The organism is Variovorax sp. PAMC28562 (assembly GCF_014303735.1).
Classification (GTDB): Bacteria; Pseudomonadota; Gammaproteobacteria; order Burkholderiales; family Burkholderiaceae_C; genus Variovorax.
Map to the genome: position 1 here is coordinate 2285099 of NZ_CP060296.1, position 19542 is coordinate 2304640.

Consider the following 19542-nt stretch of genomic DNA (forward strand, 5'->3'; position numbering starts at 1 on the left):
AAGAACAGACGCGCGGTCAGCGCAGCAACGCCGTCAGCGGCGAAATCAGCAGTTCGATGGCCTGGTAGCCGAGCGCCATCAGCGGGCTGAGCCAGTATTTGCTGACCACGCCGGCAAGCACCAACGCCATCACGATGAAAAAGCCATAGGGCTCGATGCGCGCCAAAAACGTCTGGGCTTGTCCGCGCGGCAGCAGGCCTGCGAGCACTCGACCGCCATCGAGCGGTGGCAGCGGGAAAAGATTGAATGCGCACATCACCAGGTTCACCAGCACGCCGCCCTGCGCCATCTTGATGAAAAACGGTTCGCTCACCCCCGCAGCGATGAGACCGACGAAGACCAGCGCCCAGAGGATCGCCTGGATGAAGTTCGAGCCCGGTCCCGCGAGTGCGACCCAGATCATGTCGCGCTTTGGGTTGCGCAGATTGCCGAAGTTGACCGGCACCGGTTTGGCATACCCGAACAGGAACGCGCCCGAGGTCGCGAAGTACAGCATCAACGGCATCAGGATCGTGCCGATCGGGTCGATGTGCTTGAACGGATTGAGGGTCACCCGGCCCATCACATAGGCCGTGTTGTCACCGAAGTGCCGGGCCACGTAGCCGTGGGCCGCCTCATGCACTGTGATCGCGAAGAGCACGGGCAACGCGTAGATGAGGATGCTTTGAATCAGGTTGGGAATGTCCACCGGTTCGATTGTCTCAGACGAAAGTGAGGAGGCTCTTCGTGACCGTCGGCAATCGGGTCACAACCCCAGCAGCGCGAGCGAGCCGCGGCCCATGCGGATCACGACCGGGTCGTCGCCTGTACCCATCGGCGTCAGGTCGACCACGGTGGTCGGCTCGGACGGGCAGGCGCCGGCGTCGATGACGGCGCCGAGCTGCTTTTCGAAGCGCTCGCGAATCGTCTGCGCGTCGTTCAGCGCCTCGGTCTCGCCGGGGGGGATCAGCGTGGTCGCGAGCAGCGGCGCGCCGTGCAGCGTGAGCAGCTCGCTCAACACCTTGTGATCCGGTACGCGCAGGCCGATGGTTTTGCGCTGCGGATGGCTGACGCGCCGCGGCACTTCCTTTGTCGCTTCGAGCAGAAAGGTGTACGGGCCGGGTGTCGCCGCTTTCAACAGCCGGTACTGCTTGTTGTCGACGCGGGCGTAGTGCGACACCTCGCTCAGGTCGCGACACAGCAGGGTGAGGTGGTGCTTCTCGTCGACCTGCCGGATGCGGCGCAGCTGGTCGACCGCGTCCTTGTCGTCGAGGTGGCATGCCAGCGCGTAGCTGGAGTCGGTCGGCACGGCGACGATTTCGCCGCGCGCGAGCAAAGCAACCGCTTGCTTCAGCAGTCGTTGCTGCGGGTTTTCAGGGTGCACTTCAAAAAACTGGGCCATGGCAATCGATCAGGTTCGCGGGCTCGGGGTGAGCCGATTCAAAAACAGGTTGAGCAGGTTCAGCCCTCGGCCGGCTCGATGGGCAAGCGCCGCTCTTTGACGGTCAGCCAGGCGCCGGCCGCGCCGCATACCGCGATCAGCCCGATGCCCGCCAGCGACGCAATGTCCGGCACGTGCGAGAACATCAGCCAGCCGCCGAGCATCGCAAAGCCGATCTGGGCATAGAGGTACGGGGTGAGCGTCGATGCGGCTGCGCGCTGGTACGCCAGGATGAGCAAAAAATGGCCGACCGTGCCCATGAACCCCATCAGGCACAGCAGCGCCCACCAGTGCCACGAGGGCAGCGCCGTCCAGACGAAGGGCAGGGCGCACGACGCGATCAGCGTGCCGACCCAGCCGGTATAGAAATGCATGGTGAGCGGATTCTCGGTCTGCGCCAGCTTGCTCGTCAGCAGCTGGAACCATGCGTTGGTCAGCACCAGCCCGATCGGCAGCAAGATCGCCCAGCTGAAGCTGCTGCCACCCGGGCGCAGGATGACCAGCGTGCCAAGGAAGCCGCCACATACCAGCGTCCAGCGCAGCGGAGACACGCGCTCTTTGAAGATCGTGGCGGCCAGCAGTGTGATGACCAGCGGCGCGATCAACACGATGGAGGTGAACTCCGGGAGCGGCATGTAGCGCAGGCTGAAAAAAGCGAAAAGGCTGGTCGTCAGCAGCAAAGCGCCGCGCAGCACGTGGTACCTGGGGTGTGCCGTGGCCAGCAAGGATGTCCCATAGGCCGGCAGCAACACAGCTGTCGTCGCGACCGCCTGGAAGGCATAGCGAAACCACACGCCCATGATGATCGGCACCGCGCCGACCGAAATCTTGGTTGCGGTGTCGAGCGTCGAAAAACAGGCCACTGCCAAAACCACCATGCCGATACCGGCCAGGATGCGTTCGGATTCGAGATCGCGCGCGCCCCGCTCCGCTGGCTGCACCGCGCTCACTGAATGCGGTTTTCGAGCAGTTCCCAGACCGGCGTGAGTTTGCCGGGCAGCCAGGGGAGCTTGCCGAGGTCCATGTGACTTTCGTCGGGGCTATGGAAGTCGCTGCCGCGCGATGCCGCAAAGCCGAATTCAAGTGCCTTGTCGGCGTACTCGACGTACTCGGCCGGCGTGTGGCTCCCCGTGACAACCTCGATCGCCTTGCCGCCGTGCGCCTGGAATTCGAGGAATAGCGCGTACTCCTCGTTGGCGGTGAACTTGTAGCGACCCGGATGCGCGATCACAGCGATGCCCTTGGCCTCGGTGATCCAGCGGATCGCGTCCTTGAGCGTGGCCCAGCGGTGCGGCACGTAGCCCGGCTTGCCCTCGGTCAGGTACTTGCGAAAGACCTCGTAGGTGTCTTTGCAAACACCGCTTTCGACCAGGAACCGCGCGAAGTGCGTGCGCGAAATCAATTCAGGGTTGCCGACGAAAGTGAGTGCGCCTTCGTAGGCACCCTTGATACCGACCTTGGCCAGCCCCTCGGACATTTCCATGGCCCGCTTGCTGCGTCCGCCGCGCGTGTCGTAAAGGCCCTGACTGATGGCGGCGTCGTCCGGGTCGAACCCGAGCCCGACGATGTGCACCGTTTCATTCGCGAAGGTGACGGAGATCTCGGTGCCCGTCAGATAGCGCATGCCGTTTTCGCGGGCCGCTGCGGCTGCGCGGTGCTGACCGCCGACTTCGTCGTGGTCGGTGAGCGCCCACAACTCGACGCCGTTCGCCGCTGCGCGGGCGGCGAGCGCCTCGGGCGTCATGGTGCCGTCGGAAACAACGGAATGGCAATGCAGGTCGGCGTTCAGGATGTTGTGCACGCCATAATTTTATGCCTTGCACTCTGCGCGCGCAGCCCTGGCCGCAAACGCCCCGCTAGCGTCCCTTCTTCTTGCGGAAAGCAATTCGCGCGGCCACCACGGTGAAACTCATGATGAGCGCCACCACGATCCAGAAGCCCTGCTTGTGTTCGGCCAGCGGAATGCCGCCGACGTTCATACCGAACAGGCCGGCCATGATGTTGATCGGCAATGCCAGCACCGTGACCACCGTCAGCACGAAAAGGCTGCGGTTGTTGTCTTCGTTGACGTTGGCTGCAATCTCTTCCTGCAGCAGCTTGATGCGTTCCTGCAAGGCCTGCATGTCGCGCAACACCACCGAAAACTCCTCGGTCGAGCCGCGCAGCTCCTGCGCATCGGCTTCGGCCATCCAGCCGGGCGGGTTTTGCAACAAGCGGAACAGCGCCGCCGGCTCGGGTGCCAGCAAGCGCTGCAAACGTACCAGCATCCGGCGCAGCCCGCCGAGCCGCGCACGTTTGTTGTCCAGGCGCGCGGCCAGCAGGTCGTCTTCGATGGCGTCGATGCGAGAAGTCGCGTCGCGCACGATTTGCACCAGCACGTCGGCCTGCGCGCGCAGCAGGTGCTCGAGCAATTCCGTGCTCGACCTCGGCGCGTCGCCGGCATTCACCGCCGTGCGCAGCGCGTCGACCGACCGCAGCGGCTTGGTGCGCGCCGTCACCACGAGCTGGGGGCCGACACTGATCCACAGCGTCGAGATGTCCGATGGCTCGAAGCTGAACTCGAAGTGCACGTCGTTGATGACGGCGATGAGCGCATCGTCGGCGCGCTCGATGCGGGTCGACGGCAGGCCTTCGTGCAGCGTCTCGAAGAAGGTGTCGGAGAGGTGCGCGTGCCGGCGGAGCCACCGCTCGGCCTGGGCATGGCTCAGGTTGAAGTGCAGCCAGAGATAACTGTTGTCGTGGCCTGCAATTCCGGCTGCAGCCGTCTGGGCAAGGTAGGCGGCAGCCGCTGCCGAATCGAGCGGGCGGACCGGCTTGGACGCCGCGGCGTCGAACAGATAGCCGCAGATGAGCCCAGCTTCGTCACCGCCATAGGAGGCTGCGACCCCGCCATTCACCGCACCGATCGCCGTGCTCAAAAGATGTGCGTGAAGAGCCAGTACAACGAGCCTGACAGCAGCATCGCCACCGGCAAGGTCAGCACCCACGCCATCGCCAGGTTCCGCAGCGTCGACATCTGCAAGCCGGAGCCGTTTGCGACCATCGAGCCCGCCACGCCGGAAGACAGCACGTGCGTGGTCGACACCGGCAGCCCGTACATATCGGCTGCACCGATGGTCACCATCGCGACCAGTTCGGCAGAAGCACCTTGTGCATAGCTCAGGTGCGTCTTGCCGATCTTCTCTCCGACGGTGACCACGATGCGCTTCCAGCCGATCATGGTTCCGAGGCCCAGGGCGATCGCGACGGCGACCTTGACCCACAGGGGAATGAACTTGGTGGCATCGTCGATTTCCTTGCGGAACTCGCCGACCTTGGTCGTGGTGTCGGTATCGAAATGCGCAGCGTCGCTCTTGCCCAGATGCCGCAGCGCTTCCGACGCGAGGTACATGTCGTTTCGCACGTTGGCCACTGCCTCTGCCGGCACGCCAGCGAGCGAGCCGTGTTCCTTCACCTGCTGTGCGATGCTGCCGGCCGTCGCGCCGAGTGCAGGCACGACCGACGGATTGAACTCGCGTGTGCGCACATAGGTCGACAGCACTTCGCGTGCCGCCGCAGGCTGCAGCGCAGGCAGCGATGCGACCGCCGATGCATTGCGGTTCAGCGCGCTTTGTGCGCTCTCTGCGACCGCGACGAAGCGCACCGTTTGATCTGCCGGCATCGAGCGATTGAGCGCGTACGCCATCGGCACCGTGCCGACGAGGATCAGCATGATCAGCCCCATGCCTTTTTGCCCATCGTTGGAGCCGTGCGCGAACGATACGCCGGTGCAGGTCAGGATCAACAGGCCGCGAATCCACCAGGGCGGAGGAGCCTCGCCGCGTGGCTCTTCGTAGAGTGCGCGGTTCTTGACGAATGTGCGCAGCGCGAGCAGCAGCAAGGCCGCGCAGCCGAAGCCGACGAGCGGCGACAGCAGCAGCGAGTAGCCGATCTTCACGGCTTGCGGCCAGTCGACGCCACTGGTGCCGTCGCGCCCGTGCATCAGCGCATTGGCAACGCCGACACCGATGATTGAGCCGATCAACGTGTGCGAAGAAGAAGCTGGCAAACCGAGCCACCAAGTGCCGAGGTTCCACATGATGGCGGCGATCAGCAGTGCGAAGACCATCGCGAAGCCGGCCCCCGAGCCCACCTGCAGGATGAGCTCGACCGGCAGCAGCGAGATGATGCCGAAAGCCACCGCACCGCTCGACACCAGCACGCCCAGAAAATTGAAGAAGCCCGACCACACGACCGCGAAATTTGGCGGCAGCGAGTGCGTGTAGATCACCGTCGCGACGGCGTTGGCCGTGTCGTGGAAACCATTGACGAATTCGAAGCCCAGCGCCACCAACAAGGCAACGCCCAGCAGGATGTACGGCACCCACGTCGTCGCTTGCGCGCCGGTTGCGCGCACGTCGTTCGTAAGGCTCCAGGCGGTGAACAAAAGCCCGGCGGCGAGCAAGCCCGCGAAGACGATCAGGGTGACCGGTCCGGGCTTGGCGTCGAGCTTTGGCCGTTGCGCCGGCTTCGGATGTACCGGGAGATTCGCGTCGGAAGCCGCAAGGGTGTTCATGGCGTTGTTTTTGATGTTGGAGTAACCCCGCGCATCGTGGCGGCTGCCGATGACAGGCATGTGTCACTGTGGCAAGGTCGGGATCGATCAAACAAGGGACTCACCAAATGATTCAGCGCCGCACCCTCGCCGCCGTTCTGCCACTTTTCGCTGCCGCTGCGCTACTGCCCGGCCTTGCGCTGGCACAGGCGCCGCCCTGGCCCACCAAGCAATCGATCAGGATCATTTCGCCTTACGCGCCCGGTGGCACCACCGACGTTTTGGCGCGCCTGCTCGCGCAGCCGCTGCAGCAAAAGCTGGGGCAGACCGTCATCGTCGAAAACAAGGGCGGGGCGGGCGGCAACGTCGGCACCGACTACGTCGCGAAGGCCGCGCCCGATGGCTACACGCTGTTGCTGGCCGCCAGCGGGCCGATCGTGATTTCGCCTTCGCTCTACGCGAAGATCCCGTACGACTCGATCAAGGACTTCACCTTCGTTGCGCCGATCGCCAACGCATCGTTCGTGGTGCTGGCCAATCCGGCGTCGGGCATCACGTCCATCAAGGACCTGATCGCGCGCGCCAAGAAGGGTGAAAAGATCAACTTCGCCTCGGCCGGCTCGGGCACGCCGCAGCACATCATCGGAGAGATGTTCAACCAGGCGGCCGGCATCAAGATGCAGCACATTCCCTACAAGGGCTCGGGCCCGGCGATGAACGATCTGCTGGCCGGCCAGGTGCCGATTTCGTTCGAGAACCCGGTGCCCGCCATGCCGCACGTCAAGGCTGGCAAGGTCAAGGTGCTGGCCAGCACCGGTGCGGTTCGGTCCGCGGCTTTCCCCGACATCCCGACCGTGGCCGAACTCGGCCTGCCGGGCTTCGATGCCAAGCCGTGGTACGGCCTCATGGCGCCGGCTGGCCTGGATCCGGCCATTGCGAAGAAGCTCAACGATGCGGTGCGTGAAGCGCTCTCCAGCACCGAGATGAAGGCCCGCCTTTTCACGCTCGGTGCCGAGCCGATGGCCATGACGACGCCGGAGTTCCAGGCCTTCGCGGAAAAGGATCGCGACAAGTGGACCAAGGTCGTGAAGACCTCGGGCGCCACGCCTGACTGACGCCTCGATGCCGGCGCTCACCGCCGTACAGATCGTTGCGATCGCTCTGCAGTACACGCCGCCCGATGCGGTGTGTGCCTGCAGCGCGCTGCAGTGCCCCGGTTGGGAAAGTCTGCCCGCCACCTTCGACGCGTCTTTGCTGCGGCTCGTGGGACGGACCAACAATCGCGATCCGTACGACGAGCCGACGCTCGAAGAACACCATCCGCAAGGCACCCGCTACGACGCTGCCGATGCACCGGTCGCGCTCGGCCACTTTCCCTACAACCGCTGCGAGGTCTGGCAGTGCGTTCGTTGCGCGCGGCCGTTGCTTCGCTACACCGAATACGGCGGCTACTACGTCGACCAGCGCATACGCGAGCTGAATGGCGCGCTCGTGGTCGACACCGCCGCCAGTCGAGGCCGATAGCAGGTCGAAAGACCCGATGCTGACCGCCAGCACTGGTGGAGACCGATGCAACGCATTCCGGACTCCTGACAACGTCATCTACGGCGTGCACACTGGCGTCATGGCCCGTCGCAGCTCCATCTCCTCCCTGACGTCTTCGCTGACGTCTTCATTCACGCGCGCCTATCAGCGCAACGTGCGCGCGCTCACCAAAGCCGCGCTCAAAGCAGGGAAGAAGGCCGCGATCAAGACCGGCAAGCGTGCGGTCAGCGAAGTGCAGCGCGCGGCAGTCAAGCAACTGAAGCCGCCACCCGGCAAGGGCGACTGGCTCGCCGGCATGGCACTCGGCCCTGGCGGCGCGCGGCGCTATCACCTGTTTCGCCCATCGGACCTCGACCTCGCACCGGGCGAGAAGCTTCCACTGATGGTCATGCTGCACGGCTGCGGCCAGACCGGACGCGACTTCGCCGCCATTACTCGCATGAATGCGCTGGCCACCCGCCATCGCTTTCTCGTGCTCTACCCCGAGCAAGACAGGCTCCACCATCCGCAAGGCTGCTGGAACTGGTACGAGACCCGCTCGGGCAAGTCGGCCGCCGAAGCCGCAACGCTGATGGCGGCGGTCGATCAGGTCTGCGTGCTGTATGCGGCCGACCGCGCGCGCGTCGCGGTCGCCGGGCTCTCGGCCGGTGCCGGCATGGCGGCGCTGCTGGCCACGCACTATCCCGCGCGCTTTCGGGCGGTGGTCATGCACTCCGGCGTGGCGCCCGGTGCGGCGCGGTCGTCCGCCACCGCACTGGGTGCGATGCGCGGGCGGCACGTACCGCCCATGCCGGTCACGGCGGTCGGCAAGGCAATGGGCGCCGCCGCCGCGATGACAACGCTGCCGCCCTTGCTCATCCTGCACGGCGACCGCGATGTCGTCGTGTCTTCGAGCAATGCCGGCAGCGCCGCTGCGGTGTGGGCCGCAGCCACCGGTGCAGTGCCTGCCGCGTCACGCCGACTGCAGCGCGGGCGGCGGCATCCGATGCGCGTGACCGACTTCAAGCTGCGCGGCAAGACCAGCGTCACGTTGTGCGAGATCGCTGGCCTGGGTCACGCATGGAGCGGTGGCGCTGCGCGCCTGGCCTTCAGCGACCCGGCGGGTCCGGACGCGACGCGGATGGCGTGGGCCTTTGCGGCGCGGCAGTTCGCCCGCGCCTGATCTCGTACGCCACCCGGCGTATTTGTAGGAGACGACCTCGTTAGCACACTCCGTCCATCGACAGCGAAGGTGCTGGCGACAAGTTCAATACAACCGGAGAAGGATGCACATGCAACGTCGTTTCACACTCAAGGCACTTACCGCCAGCGTCGCTTTTGCGGCACTGGGCGTGGCCCCTGCTTTCGCAGCCGACACCATCAAGGTCGGCATCCTTCACTCCCTTTCGGGCACGATGGCGATCTCCGAAACGGCGCTGAAAGACATGGCGCTGATGACGATCGAAGAGATCAACAAAAAGGGCGGCGTGATGGGCAAGCAGCTCGAGCCCGTGATCGTCGACCCGGCTTCCAACTGGCCGCTGTTCGCTGAAAAGACCAAGCAACTGCTGGGTCAGGACAAGGTCGCCGTGATCTTCGGCTGCTGGACCTCGGTGTCGCGCAAGTCGGTGTTGCCGGTGATCGAAGAGCAGAACGGCCTCTTGTTCTACCCCGTGCAATACGAAGGCGAAGAGCTCTCCAAGAACGTGTTCTACACGGGTGCAGCGCCTAACCAGCAAGCCATTCCCGCTGTCGAGTATTTGATGAGCAAGGCCGGCGGCGGCGCCAAGCGCTTCGTGCTGCTGGGCACCGACTACGTCTACCCGCGCACCACCAACAAGATCCTGCGCGCCTTCCTGAAGAGCAAGGGTGTGAAGGACTCGGACATCGACGAGAAGTACACGCCGTTCGGCCACAGCGACTATCAAACCATCGTTGCCGACATCAAGAAGTTCTCTCAAGGTGGCAAGACGGCCGTGATCTCGACGATCAACGGTGACTCCAACGTGCCGTTCTACAAGGAACTCGGCAACGCCGGCCTGAAGGCCAAGGACGTGCCGGTCGTCGCCTTCTCGGTAGGCGAAGAAGAACTCCGTGGCGTGGACACCAAGCCACTCGTCGGCCACCTTGCTGCATGGAACTACTTCATGTCGGTCAAGAATCCGACCAACACCGCTTGGATCAAGACGTGGAGCGACTACGCCAAGGCGAAGAAGCTGCCGGGTCAGATGGACAAGCCTTTGACCAACGATCCGATGGAAGCCACCTACGTCGGCATCCACATGTGGAAGCAGGCCGTCGAGAAGGCCAAGTCGACCGACACCGACAAGGTCATCGCCGCCATGGCCGGCCAGACATTCAAGGCACCGGACGGCTTCACCGTCGAAATGGACCCGAAGAACCATCACCTGCACAAGCCGGTGTTCATCGGCGAAATCAAGGCCGACGGCCAGTTCGGTGTGGTGTGGAAAACGCCGGCGCCAGTCAAGGCCCAGCCCTGGAGCCCGTTCATCGAAGGCAACGACAAAAAGCCTGACCAGCCAGCAGGGAAATCCTCTTAACTTTCGCTCGCCTCGTCCAAGTGACCTGTCTTGGGCTCGATCTTTTCTTGGGGGATCGGGCCCTGTTTTATTTGAGGATGATGTGAATACAGCCCCGCGCCGAATCTTGCATGCCGCTTTCGCCGCGCTGCTTCTGGTGGCCGCACATGCGCATGCATTGACCGCAGACGAAGCCAAGGCCATCGCCACCGGCGAGACCGAAGACCGCGTTGCCGCGCTCAACAAGGCCGTCGCCACCGCCGACGACAAGACGACTGCCTTCATTCAGGCGCTGACCGACGATGCCGTCAAGATCACCGAAGACAAGGTCTTCGTGATGAAGGACCAGAACGGAGAAGTAAAAGGCTACGACCCGGTCACCGGTGCCGAGCTCAAGATGCCCGACATGGCCGAAGACGTGGTCAACAACAACCTGATGCGCGGCGCCCTCGATGCCGCGAAATCGATGCTCACCCTGATGAGCAGCAAGGACGAGGCGGTGCGCCTCGAAGCCGCCAACGCGCTGCTCAAAGATCCGGACGAGTCGCGTATTCCGATGGTCGAGAAGGTGCTGGCCGGCGAGACCAACACCGCCATCAAGGCCAAGCTCGAACTGGTGCGCGCGGCCTCGCTGCTCAACAGCGCCGATGCCGCCAAGCGCATCGCCGCTGCGGCCGCGTTGTCCGAAAGCAAGAACCCCGACACCAAGCTGCTGCTGAACGAACGCCTGACCGACGAGACCGACCCGACCGTCAAGGCGGCGCTGCAAAAAGCCATTGCCAGCATCGACGGTGCGCTGGTGTGGGGCGACCGTATCAACGCGGTGTTCAGCGGCATCAGCCTCGGCTCGGTGCTGTTGCTGGCCGCACTCGGCCTTGCCATCACCTACGGCCTGATGGGCGTCATCAACATGGCGCACGGCGAGCTGATGATGATCGGCGCCTACGCCACCTACATGATGCAGGGGCTGTTTCAGCGTTACCTCCCGGAGTCGTGGTTCGGCGGTTATCTCATCGCCGCGATCCCGGTTTCGTTTCTGGCGTCGGCGCTGGTCGGCGCCATCCTCGAACGCGGCGTCATCCGCTTTCTGTACGGCCGACCGCTCGAAACATTGCTCGCCACCTGGGGCATCAGCCTGATGCTGCAGCAGCTGGTGCGCACGCTGTTCGGCGCGCAGAACGTGGGCGTCGAAAACCCGTCGTGGATGAGCGGTGGCTTCACCATGCTCGGCAACGTCGCGCTGCCCTGGAACCGTATCTGCATCATCGTCTTCGCGGTGCTGGTGTTGCTGGCGATGGGTTGGCTCATCGGCAAGACACGACTCGGTTTGTTCGTTCGCGGCGTCACGCAAAACCGACCGATCGCCTCGTGCATGGGCGTTAACACCGCACGCATCGACACCTACGCGTTCGCGCTCGGCTCGGGCATCGCAGGACTCGCGGGTTGTGCGCTCAGCCAGATCGGCAACGTCGGTCCCGATCTCGGCCAAAGCTACATCGTCGACTCCTTCATGGTGGTCGTGATGGGTGGTGTCGGGCAGCTGGCCGGCACGGTGTACGCGGCGCTCGGCCTCGGCATCCTGAACAAGTTCATCGAAGGCTGGGCCGGCGCGGTGCTCGCAAAGATATGCGTGCTCGTCTTCCTCATCATCTTCATCCAGAAGCGGCCCCAAGGCATCTTCGCGATCAAGGGCCGGAGTGCAGAAGCATGACCAATATCAGCAAAGTCAAACTCCCCGCCAAGGGCCCGCTGATGAGCGGAAAAGGCTGGACGATTTTCTTCATCGCGCTGATCGTTATTTGCGCGGTGGCACCGGTGCTCAACATCGTCGTGCCGGACGGCAGCCCGCTGCACATGAGCGACTACGCGGTGGCACTGGTCGGCAAGATCATGTGCTACGCGATCTGCGCGCTGGCGATGGACCTCATCTGGGGCTATACCGGCATCCTGTCGCTCGGCCACGGCCTGTTCTTTGCGCTCGGCGGCTACATGATGGGCATGTACCTGATGCGCCAGATCGGCCGCGACGGCAACTACAAGAGCGACCTGCCGGACTTCATGGTGTTCCTCGACTGGAAAGAACTGCCGTGGCACTGGACCTTCAGCGGCAGCTTTATCGCGACGCTGATTCTCATCGTGCTGGTGCCCGGTCTGATCGCGCTGGTGTTCGGCTTCTTCGCCTTCCGTTCGCGCATCAAGGGCGTGTACTTTTCGATCATTACGCAGGCGCTGACCTTCGCGGCGCTGCTGCTCTTTTTCCGCAACGAGACGGGCTTCGGCGGCAACAACGGCTTCACCGACTTCAAGCGCATCCTGGGTATTCCGATTGCCACGCAAGAGATGCGCATGACGATCTTCGCGCTCACCGGTATCACGTTGCTGCTGTTCTTTTTGTTCTCGAAGTGGCTCATCGGCAGCAAGTTCGGCCGTGTGCTGCAGGCCATTCGCGATGCCGAAACGCGCGTGATGTTCTCGGGCTACAACCCACTGCCGTACAAGCTCACCATCTGGGTCATCTCGGCCATCATGTGCGGCGTGGCGGGCGCCCTGTACGTTCCGCAGGTCGGCATCATCAACCCCGGTGAAATGAGCACGGCCAACTCGATCGAGATCGCCATCTGGGCGGCAGTGGGCGGCCGCGCGACGCTCATCGGGCCGATCATCGGCGCCTTCATCGTCAACGGCGCAAAGAGCTGGCTGACGGTCGCGTACCCGGAGTACTGGCTGTACTTCCTCGGCGCTATCTTCATTGCAGTGACGCTCTTCTTGCCGGACGGCATCGTCGGGCTGGTCAAGAAATTGTGGAAGTGCGACAACGCGCCGACCGCTGCAAGGCTCGAAGCGCAACGCTCGCTCGCGGCTGAAACCGGAGGAGCAGGCGCATGACACCCGACTTGATGGAAGAAGGTGCGCAACGCGTCGCCAAATTGCGTGGCCCCGACCACGGCTCGACGACCGAGTCAGGTGGCCGCGAGGCGGGCTACGGCCGCATCGGTACGCCGGGCGAAGTCGACGTCACCCACGGCCGCATCCTGTACCTCGAAGACGTCAGCGTGAGCTTCGACGGCTTCAAGGCGATCAACAAGCTGAGCCTGGACATCGCGCCCGGCGAGCTGCGCTGCATCATCGGCCCCAACGGCGCCGGCAAGACCACGATGATGGACATCATCACCGGCAAGACGCGCCCCGATTCGGGCACGGTGTTCTTCGGCAGCACCATCGACCTCCTGCGTCACAAGGAAGCCGACATCGCACAGCTCGGCATCGGTCGCAAGTTCCAGAAGCCGACGGTATTCGAGCATCTCACCGTGTTCGAGAACCTCGAGCTTGCGTTGAAGACCGACAAAGGCGTACGGCGCTCGATGTTCTTCAAACTCGACTCGACGCAGAGCGATCGGCTTGCTGAAATCCTGGAGACGATTCACTTGTCGGACAGCGTGTCGCGCATGGCGGGCAACCTGAGCCACGGACAAAAGCAGTGGCTCGAGATCGGCATGCTGTTGATGCAGGACCCGAAGCTGCTGCTGCTCGACGAGCCTGTCGCTGGCATGACGGACGAAGAAACGGCGCGCACCGCCGAGCTTTTTCTGACGCTCAAGGGCAAGCACTCCTTGATGGTGGTGGAGCACGACATGAGCTTCATCCGGACGATCTCCGAGATCGTCACCGTGCTGTGCGATGGCTCTGTACTGGCGCAGGGAACGCTGGACGAGGTGCAGGCGGATGAGCGGGTCATCGAGGTTTATCTTGGCCGCTGAAGAAAGAACACCCATGCTCACAGTCAAGAACATTCACCAGTACTACGGCGGTTCGCACATCCTGCGCGACGTGAGCTTCACGGCAACGCTCGGCAAGGTCACCGTGCTGCTCGGTCGCAACGGCGTCGGCAAGACGACCTTGCTCAAGTCGTTGATTGGCCTGGTGCCGATCAAGAGTGGCAGCATGGAGTTCGACGGGCAGGCGATCCAGAAGAAGACACCTTACGAGCGCGCGCGTTCGGGCATGGGCTTCGTGCCGCAAGGTCGCGAGATTTTTGCGCGTTTGACGGTCGAAGAAAACTTGCGCATGGGGCTGGCCTACAGGAGCGGCAGCACGCCGATTCCGCCTGAGCTGTACGAGCTTTTTCCCGTCCTCAAGCAGATGCTGCATCGACGCGGCGGCGATCTTTCCGGTGGTCAGCAGCAGCAACTCGCCATCGCGCGGGCACTCGCACCGGGACCGAAGCTGCTCATCCTCGACGAGCCGACCGAGGGCATCCAGCCGTCGATCATCAAGGACATCGGTCGTGTCATTCGCATGCTGGCCGACCGCGGCGACATGGCGATCGTGCTGTGCGAGCAGTACTACGACTTCGCGCAGGAGCTGGCCGACGACTACCTCGTGATGGAGCGAGGCGGAGTCATCGCGCGCGGTCTGGGCAAGGACATGGAAGCGCAGGGCGTGCGCCAGCTGGTTGCGATCTAGGGGGTGTCTCGGGCTTGGACAGGGATTTAGGGGTTTACCCTAAAATCCAGCCTAGCCCGCGGGTCGCCGGGCCTTCCAAGGATCCGGTTTTGAATTCCTCTGTTGCTGCCTCTACCGAGGCGGAAACCACTGCACCGTCCAACGTCAACTTCGGCCGCGCCATGCTCGCGCTCGGCGTGGGCGGCTTCGCTATCGGCACGGGTGAATTCGTCATCATGGGTTTGCTGCCTGAAGTGGCAGCCGACATCGGGGTCAGCATTCCGCAAGCCGGACACGTCATCAGCGCCTATGCGTTGGGCGTCGTCATCGGTGCGCCGGTATTGGCCGTGATGGCTGCGGGCTGGCATCGCCGGGCGCTGCTCATCGCGCTGATGGCGGTGTTCGCAGCCGGCAACTTCGCCAGCGCGCTCGCGCCGGGCTACCTCTCGCTCAACCTGTTGCGCTTCGCTACAGGCCTGCCGCACGGAACCTACTTCGGCGTCGCCGCACTGGTGGCCGCCGCACTTGCACCGCCCGATCGACGCGCGCGCGCAGTCGGTCTCGTGATGCTCGGGCTGACGGGCGCCACGCTGATCGGCGTGCCGATCGCGGCGTGGCTCGGGCAGGTGTTCGGATGGCGCGCTGCCTTCGTCTTCGTCGGCGTGATCGCTTTGATCGCCATCGTGCTGCTGAACCGCGACATCCCCGACATCGCACCTAAAGCCGGTGCCAGCCCGTGGCGCGAACTGGGTGCACTCAAGCGCAAGCAAGTGTGGTTCACGCTCGGCATCGGTGCCATCGGCTTCGGCGGCATGTTCTCGGTGTTCAGCTACATCAAGCCGACGTTGATCGAAGTGGCGGGGTTGCCGCTGGCCGGCGTGCCCTTCGTGCTGGCGTTGTTCGGCCTGGGCATGGTGGCCGGCAACCTGGTGGGCGCGCGGCTTGCCGACAAGTCGTTGCTGCGCACCATCGGCGGTCTCTTGGTTTGGTCGGCGCTGGTGCTGGCGCTGTTCTCTTTTGCGGCGCACCACGTCGTCACAGCGGCCATCAATGTCTTCCTGCTGGGCACCATCGTCGCCATCGCACCGGCCTTGCAGATCCGGCTGATGGACGTGGCGGGTGACGCGCAGACGCTGGCGGCTGCGCTCAACCACTCGGCTTTTAATATGGCCAACGCCCTCGGCGCGTGGCTTGGCGGCGCGGCGATCAGCGCCGGCCTGGGCTGGACCTCGACCGGCTGGGTCGGCGTCTTGCTCGCATTCGCGGGCATGGGTGTGTTCGCGTGGTCGATCACCAGTGCGCGGGCCGATACTCGGATGGCGCTGGCCCGCCAGATGACACGCTGATTCCGCTGCTTCGATGGTGGCCCGCGGTGACTGGCCGCTTTTGGTTCCGTAGCGAAATGCGGCACAAATTCGCGGAACCTCGGCTTCTGCAGCGACTGAAGTGAAAAGTCTTGGGTACCTTCGCTGGTCACTCAAACAAAAGACTCAGGAGGAATTTCAGCCATGAATATCGACACCACAGGCATCCAGCGGAGCCACATCCGCAACTCGGTCATCGCAGTCATCGCATTGGTCATGCTGGTCGCCTTCTGGCCACTCACGAGCGTGCCAACCGGTTACCGTGGCGTCATCACGGTCGGCGGCGCCATCAAGAGCCTGAAGGAAGAAGGGTACGTGCTGCTCTGGCCATGGGAAAAGAAGGTGGACTTCAACATTCGAGCCGAACAGGCCGACGTCGAAAAGGCCGAAGGCAGCACGCTGGATACGCAACCGGTCAATGTCAGCCTGACCGTGCGCTATTCGATCAGCCTGGACCGCGTCACGGAGGTGTACGAAAAGTACAGCCATGACGGTAACTTGGCGAGTTATGTGCAGACTGCGACGGCCGAAGTGTTCAAGGCCGTCACCGCGCGCTACACGGCAACCGATCTGATCGCGAAGCGTTCCAGCGTCAGCAACGACATCAGCGCCCTGCTGCGCGACAAAATGAAAGTGTTCGGCGCGCAGATCATCAGCATCGACATGCGCAACTTCAGCTTCAGTCCGTCGTACATGGCGGCGATCAACGAGAAGGTCACGCAGGAACAATTGCGGCAGGCGGCGGACAACAAGCTCAAGACGGTGGAGTCCGAACAAAAGCAGAAGGTCGCGGTGGCCGAGGCCGAGGCTGACGCCGCAAGGAAAACAGCAGACGGTGAAGCCTATGCACAGCTCAAGATCGCGACGGCACAGGCGGACTCGCTGAAGATCCAGAACGCGGCACTGGCGCAAAACAAGGACGTGCTCGAACTTCGTCGAATCGAGGTCGAGTTGGAAAAGGCGCGCAAGTGGAACGGGGCGTTGCCCACGAGCATCTACGCCGGAGCGCCGATCCCGTTCTTGAATCTCGAAAAGTCTTCGAGGTAGGCCACTCACCTCGCTGCCGTCAACGCGTTTCACCCGCCGTGTCTATCATGACCGTATGAGCATCCCCACCACCCGACTCGGCCGCACCGGCCTCACCGTGTCGCGACTCGCGCTCGGCACCATGACCTTCGGCCTGCAGACCGATGAAGCGACGTCGTTTCGCATCCTCGACAAGGCGACCGAAGGTGGCATCAACTTCCTCGACACGGCCGACGTGTACCCGCTCGGCGGCACTGTCGAGACGGCGGGCCGCACCGAAGAGATCATCGGCCGCTGGCTGAACGCCAAGGGCAAAAGCCGGCGCAGCGAGTTCATCCTTGCGACGAAGGCGGCGAACAAGGTCGGACCCAATCCGTGGGACCAGGGCAACTCGCGCAAGCACCTGCTGGACGCGATCGACCTTTCGCTCAAGCGTTTGCAGACCGATCACGTCGACCTGTACCAGCTCCATCACAACGACCCGCACACCCCGCTCGACGAAAGCCTCGAAGCGCTCGACACCATCGTGCGGTCGGGCCGTGCGCGCTACATCGGCGTGTCGAACTTTCTGGCTTATCGACTGGCGCGCGCCATCGGCCGGACCGAACTGCACAAGCTCACCAAGCTGGTGTCGGTGCAGCCGCGCTACAGCCTGCTGTTCCGCGAAATCGAACGCGAGTTGCTGCCGCTGGCGGACGAAGACGGCATCGGCGTCATTCCGTACAACCCGCTGGCTGGCGGCATGCTGACGGGCAAGTACAAACCGGATTCGAAGCCCGAAGACCAAACGCGCTTCACGCTCGGCACGGCCGGCGCGATGTACCAGGACCGCTACTGGAACGATCGCAGCTTTGCGACGATCGCGCAGCTGCATGCGCTGGCCGACGAAGCCAGCGTGCCGTTGGCGACACTGGCGGTGGCATGGGTGATGGCCAATCCGCTCATCACCGCGCCGTTGCTCGGCGCCAGTCGGCCCGAGCAGCTCGACGCCACGCTGGCTGCGGCCGAGTACAAGCTCGACCCCGCACTCAAACTGAAACTGGACGAGCTGACAGCCGACTACCGCAAGGGCGATGCACCCCGTTGACACCGCGGTACCAAGCCGGGAAAAATAACGGCGTTCTCCTTCACGGGAGCGAGCATGTCAGTCGGTCGTGATCTCATCGTGATCGGCGGCTCGGTGGGCGGTTTGAGCGCACTGTGCCGCTTCGTGGTGCCGTTGGCCGCCAACTTTCCCGCGGCCATCGTCGTCGCGATCTACAACGGATCGGCCGCGGGTTCCGGCGCCAACGACAGCACACAGCTGCCTGCCATCGTGGCCCAGCACACGCGATTGCCGGTGCTCGATGCGGTCGATGGCGAAGAATTTCATCCTGGCAGCATCTATCTGGCACCCCAAGGTCATCACATCGTCGTCCTGCCCACCGGCCGCTTCGACTCGTACGACGCGGCCAAGGTGCGCTACCCGGCACCGGCAGCCGACCCGTTGTTCCGCTCGGCGGCCGCTTCCTACGGGCGCCGCGTCATCGGCATCGTGCTCAGTGGCACCGAAGACGACGGCACCGCCGGCCTGAAAGCCATCCATAGGGAAGGCGGCATCTGCATCGTGCAGAGTCCATCGGACGCCACCGCGCGCGGCATGCCGACCAGTGCCTTGCTGTCGAATCACACCGACTTCTGCGTGCTGCTCGACGAAATACCCAAACTGCTGCTGTCGCTGGTGAGCCCGACGGGCCGCGCCGGCTGAAACTGTCGGAGCAGTCAGTTAACCGCCGTCGCGCGCATGCACGGTGGGATGGAGAGCGAGACCAGCGTCGATGGCATCAATACCATCGGCTTCAGCGTGGCGCCCTCCGCACTGCCCGATTCGATTAAAGAGGCCGCATAGTCTCGGCGCTGACAATCATGCTCATCAATCTGTTTCGTAAAGACAAAAATGCCCGACACCCTGCTTGGCGGTTTGCGAATTCTGGTGACGCAGGCGGACGACTTCATGGGGCCGACGTTGTGCGAAGTCCTGGCCGAGCACGGTGCGGACGTCATCGCGAGTCGGGAATCGCTGATCGACCCGACCGCGCCCGCCGCTGTCGTCACGGCTGCCGGACGCGTCGATGTGTTGATTGCGAATCTGGCCGTTCCGTCACCGTCTACCGAAGTGGTTTCCATCAGCGACGATGAATGGCGCGCTACTTTTGCAGCGCTGGTCGATCCGCTGCCGCGGCTGGTGCGGGCCGTGCTGCCTTCGATGATCGAGCGCAGGCGGGACGCATTCTCGTCATGGGCAGCGCGACGGCTTTGCGCGGAATGCGCCGCACGGCGACGTACGGCGCGGCCCGCGCGGCCCAGATCGGGTACGTCCTGAGTGCGGCCCTCGAGGCCGCTCAGCACAACGTGCAGATCAACGCGATTGCCCAGAATTTTGTGGAGAACCCGACGTACTACCCGGTCGAGGTCCAGGCCAAGCCACGCTTCCAGGAGTTCATGAAGCGTGAGGTGCCGCTCGGCAGACTCGTCACCGCGAGGGAGGACGCCGAGTTCGCCGCTTACCTGTGCAGCAAAGCAGCGGCGTGCTTCGTAGGCCAGGTATTTCCCGTTGCCGGGGGTTGGGCGATTCGATGACGCGCTGACCCGATGCCATCCGGGTCGCCCAGCTCGGGACCGATGCCGAGGCCGCGGTGGCTGCCGCAGCAG

Annotated in this window: 20 protein-coding genes; 14 read left to right on the forward strand and 6 right to left on the reverse strand. The window is 63.8% G+C overall.

The window, feature by feature from the left end:
- Positions 1-16: 16 nt before the first annotated feature.
- The 6 genes from H7F36_RS10835 to H7F36_RS10860 form a co-directional block, all read right to left on the reverse strand.
- Complete coding sequence (locus H7F36_RS10835; protein ID WP_187054669.1) at positions 17-688, reverse strand: site-2 protease family protein; 672 nt, start codon at positions 686-688, stop codon at positions 17-19.
- Between the two features lie 57 nt (positions 689-745).
- Positions 746-1381, reverse strand: coding sequence for an L-threonylcarbamoyladenylate synthase (locus H7F36_RS10840; protein WP_187054670.1), 636 nt, complete (start codon positions 1379-1381; stop codon positions 746-748).
- A 59-nt stretch (positions 1382-1440) separates the two neighbouring features.
- Entirely contained in the window at positions 1441-2298 is an 858-nt protein-coding gene (locus H7F36_RS10845; RefSeq protein WP_261802638.1) for a DMT family transporter, read from the reverse strand.
- 68 nt (positions 2299-2366) lie between these two features.
- Entirely contained in the window at positions 2367-3221 is an 855-nt protein-coding gene (locus H7F36_RS10850) for a 3',5'-nucleoside bisphosphate phosphatase (RefSeq protein ID WP_187054671.1), read from the reverse strand.
- A 55-nt stretch (positions 3222-3276) separates the two neighbouring features.
- Positions 3277-4338 (reverse strand): transporter, encoded by a 1062-nt coding sequence (locus H7F36_RS10855; RefSeq protein ID WP_410003075.1) that lies wholly within the window; start codon positions 4336-4338, stop codon positions 3277-3279.
- Entirely contained in the window at positions 4335-5975 is a 1641-nt protein-coding gene (locus H7F36_RS10860) for an inorganic phosphate transporter (protein ID WP_187054672.1), read from the reverse strand. The genes H7F36_RS10855 and H7F36_RS10860 overlap by 4 nt, the downstream gene beginning before the upstream one ends.
- A 107-nt stretch (positions 5976-6082) precedes the next feature.
- Between H7F36_RS10860 and H7F36_RS10865 the strand changes: the two genes are divergently transcribed.
- The 14 genes from H7F36_RS10865 (at position 6083) to H7F36_RS22170 (ending at position 19470) form a co-directional block, all read left to right on the forward strand.
- A complete protein-coding gene (locus H7F36_RS10865; RefSeq protein WP_187054673.1) occupies positions 6083-7069 on the forward strand; it encodes a Bug family tripartite tricarboxylate transporter substrate binding protein in 987 nt (328 codons plus the stop codon).
- 7 nt (positions 7070-7076) lie between these two features.
- A complete protein-coding gene (locus H7F36_RS10870) occupies positions 7077-7478 on the forward strand; it encodes a hypothetical protein (RefSeq protein WP_187054674.1) in 402 nt (133 codons plus the stop codon).
- Positions 7479-7578: 100 nt separating this feature from the next.
- Positions 7579-8661 carry an alpha/beta hydrolase family esterase gene (locus H7F36_RS10875; RefSeq protein WP_187054675.1) on the forward strand — a complete coding sequence of 361 codons (1083 nt, stop codon included), beginning with the start codon at positions 7579-7581 and terminating at the stop codon, positions 8659-8661.
- Between the two features lie 109 nt (positions 8662-8770).
- The gene (gene urtA, locus H7F36_RS10880) at positions 8771-10039 is read left to right on the forward strand and encodes an urea ABC transporter substrate-binding protein (RefSeq protein WP_187054676.1); all 1269 of its coding nucleotides are present in this window, start codon (positions 8771-8773) and stop codon (positions 10037-10039) included.
- 127 nt (positions 10040-10166) lie between these two features.
- Positions 10167-11729, forward strand: coding sequence for an urea ABC transporter permease subunit UrtB (gene urtB, locus H7F36_RS10885; protein WP_187054913.1), 1563 nt, complete (start codon positions 10167-10169; stop codon positions 11727-11729).
- Positions 11726-12904, forward strand: a complete 1179-nt coding sequence (gene urtC / locus H7F36_RS10890; protein WP_187054677.1) for an urea ABC transporter permease subunit UrtC — start codon at positions 11726-11728, stop codon at positions 12902-12904. Before urtB ends, urtC begins: the two co-directional genes overlap by 4 nt.
- Positions 12901-13776 carry an urea ABC transporter ATP-binding protein UrtD gene (gene urtD, locus H7F36_RS10895; RefSeq protein ID WP_187054678.1) on the forward strand — a complete coding sequence of 292 codons (876 nt, stop codon included), beginning with the start codon at positions 12901-12903 and terminating at the stop codon, positions 13774-13776. The genes urtC and urtD overlap by 4 nt, the downstream gene beginning before the upstream one ends.
- Before the next feature lie 13 nt (positions 13777-13789).
- On the forward strand, positions 13790-14482 hold the full coding sequence (urtE, locus tag H7F36_RS10900; protein ID WP_187054679.1) for an urea ABC transporter ATP-binding subunit UrtE: 693 nt from the start codon (positions 13790-13792) through the stop codon (positions 14480-14482).
- 89 nt (positions 14483-14571) lie between these two features.
- On the forward strand, positions 14572-15807 hold the full coding sequence (locus tag H7F36_RS10905) for an MFS transporter (protein WP_187054680.1): 1236 nt from the start codon (positions 14572-14574) through the stop codon (positions 15805-15807).
- A gap of 162 nt (positions 15808-15969) precedes the next feature.
- Positions 15970-16872 (forward strand): prohibitin family protein, encoded by a 903-nt coding sequence (locus H7F36_RS10910; protein WP_187054681.1) that lies wholly within the window; start codon positions 15970-15972, stop codon positions 16870-16872.
- Between the two features lie 55 nt (positions 16873-16927).
- Entirely contained in the window at positions 16928-17938 is a 1011-nt protein-coding gene (locus H7F36_RS10915) for an aldo/keto reductase (protein WP_187054682.1), read from the forward strand.
- Positions 17939-17992: 54 nt separating this feature from the next.
- Positions 17993-18598, forward strand: coding sequence for a chemotaxis protein CheB (locus tag H7F36_RS10920; RefSeq protein WP_187054683.1), 606 nt, complete (start codon positions 17993-17995; stop codon positions 18596-18598).
- 189 nt (positions 18599-18787) lie between these two features.
- Entirely contained in the window at positions 18788-19213 is a 426-nt protein-coding gene (locus tag H7F36_RS22165; protein ID WP_261802577.1) for a hypothetical protein, read from the forward strand.
- Complete coding sequence (locus H7F36_RS22170; protein WP_261802578.1) at positions 19156-19470, forward strand: SDR family oxidoreductase; 315 nt, start codon at positions 19156-19158, stop codon at positions 19468-19470. Before H7F36_RS22165 ends, H7F36_RS22170 begins: the two co-directional genes overlap by 58 nt.
- Positions 19471-19542 lie beyond the last annotated feature (72 nt).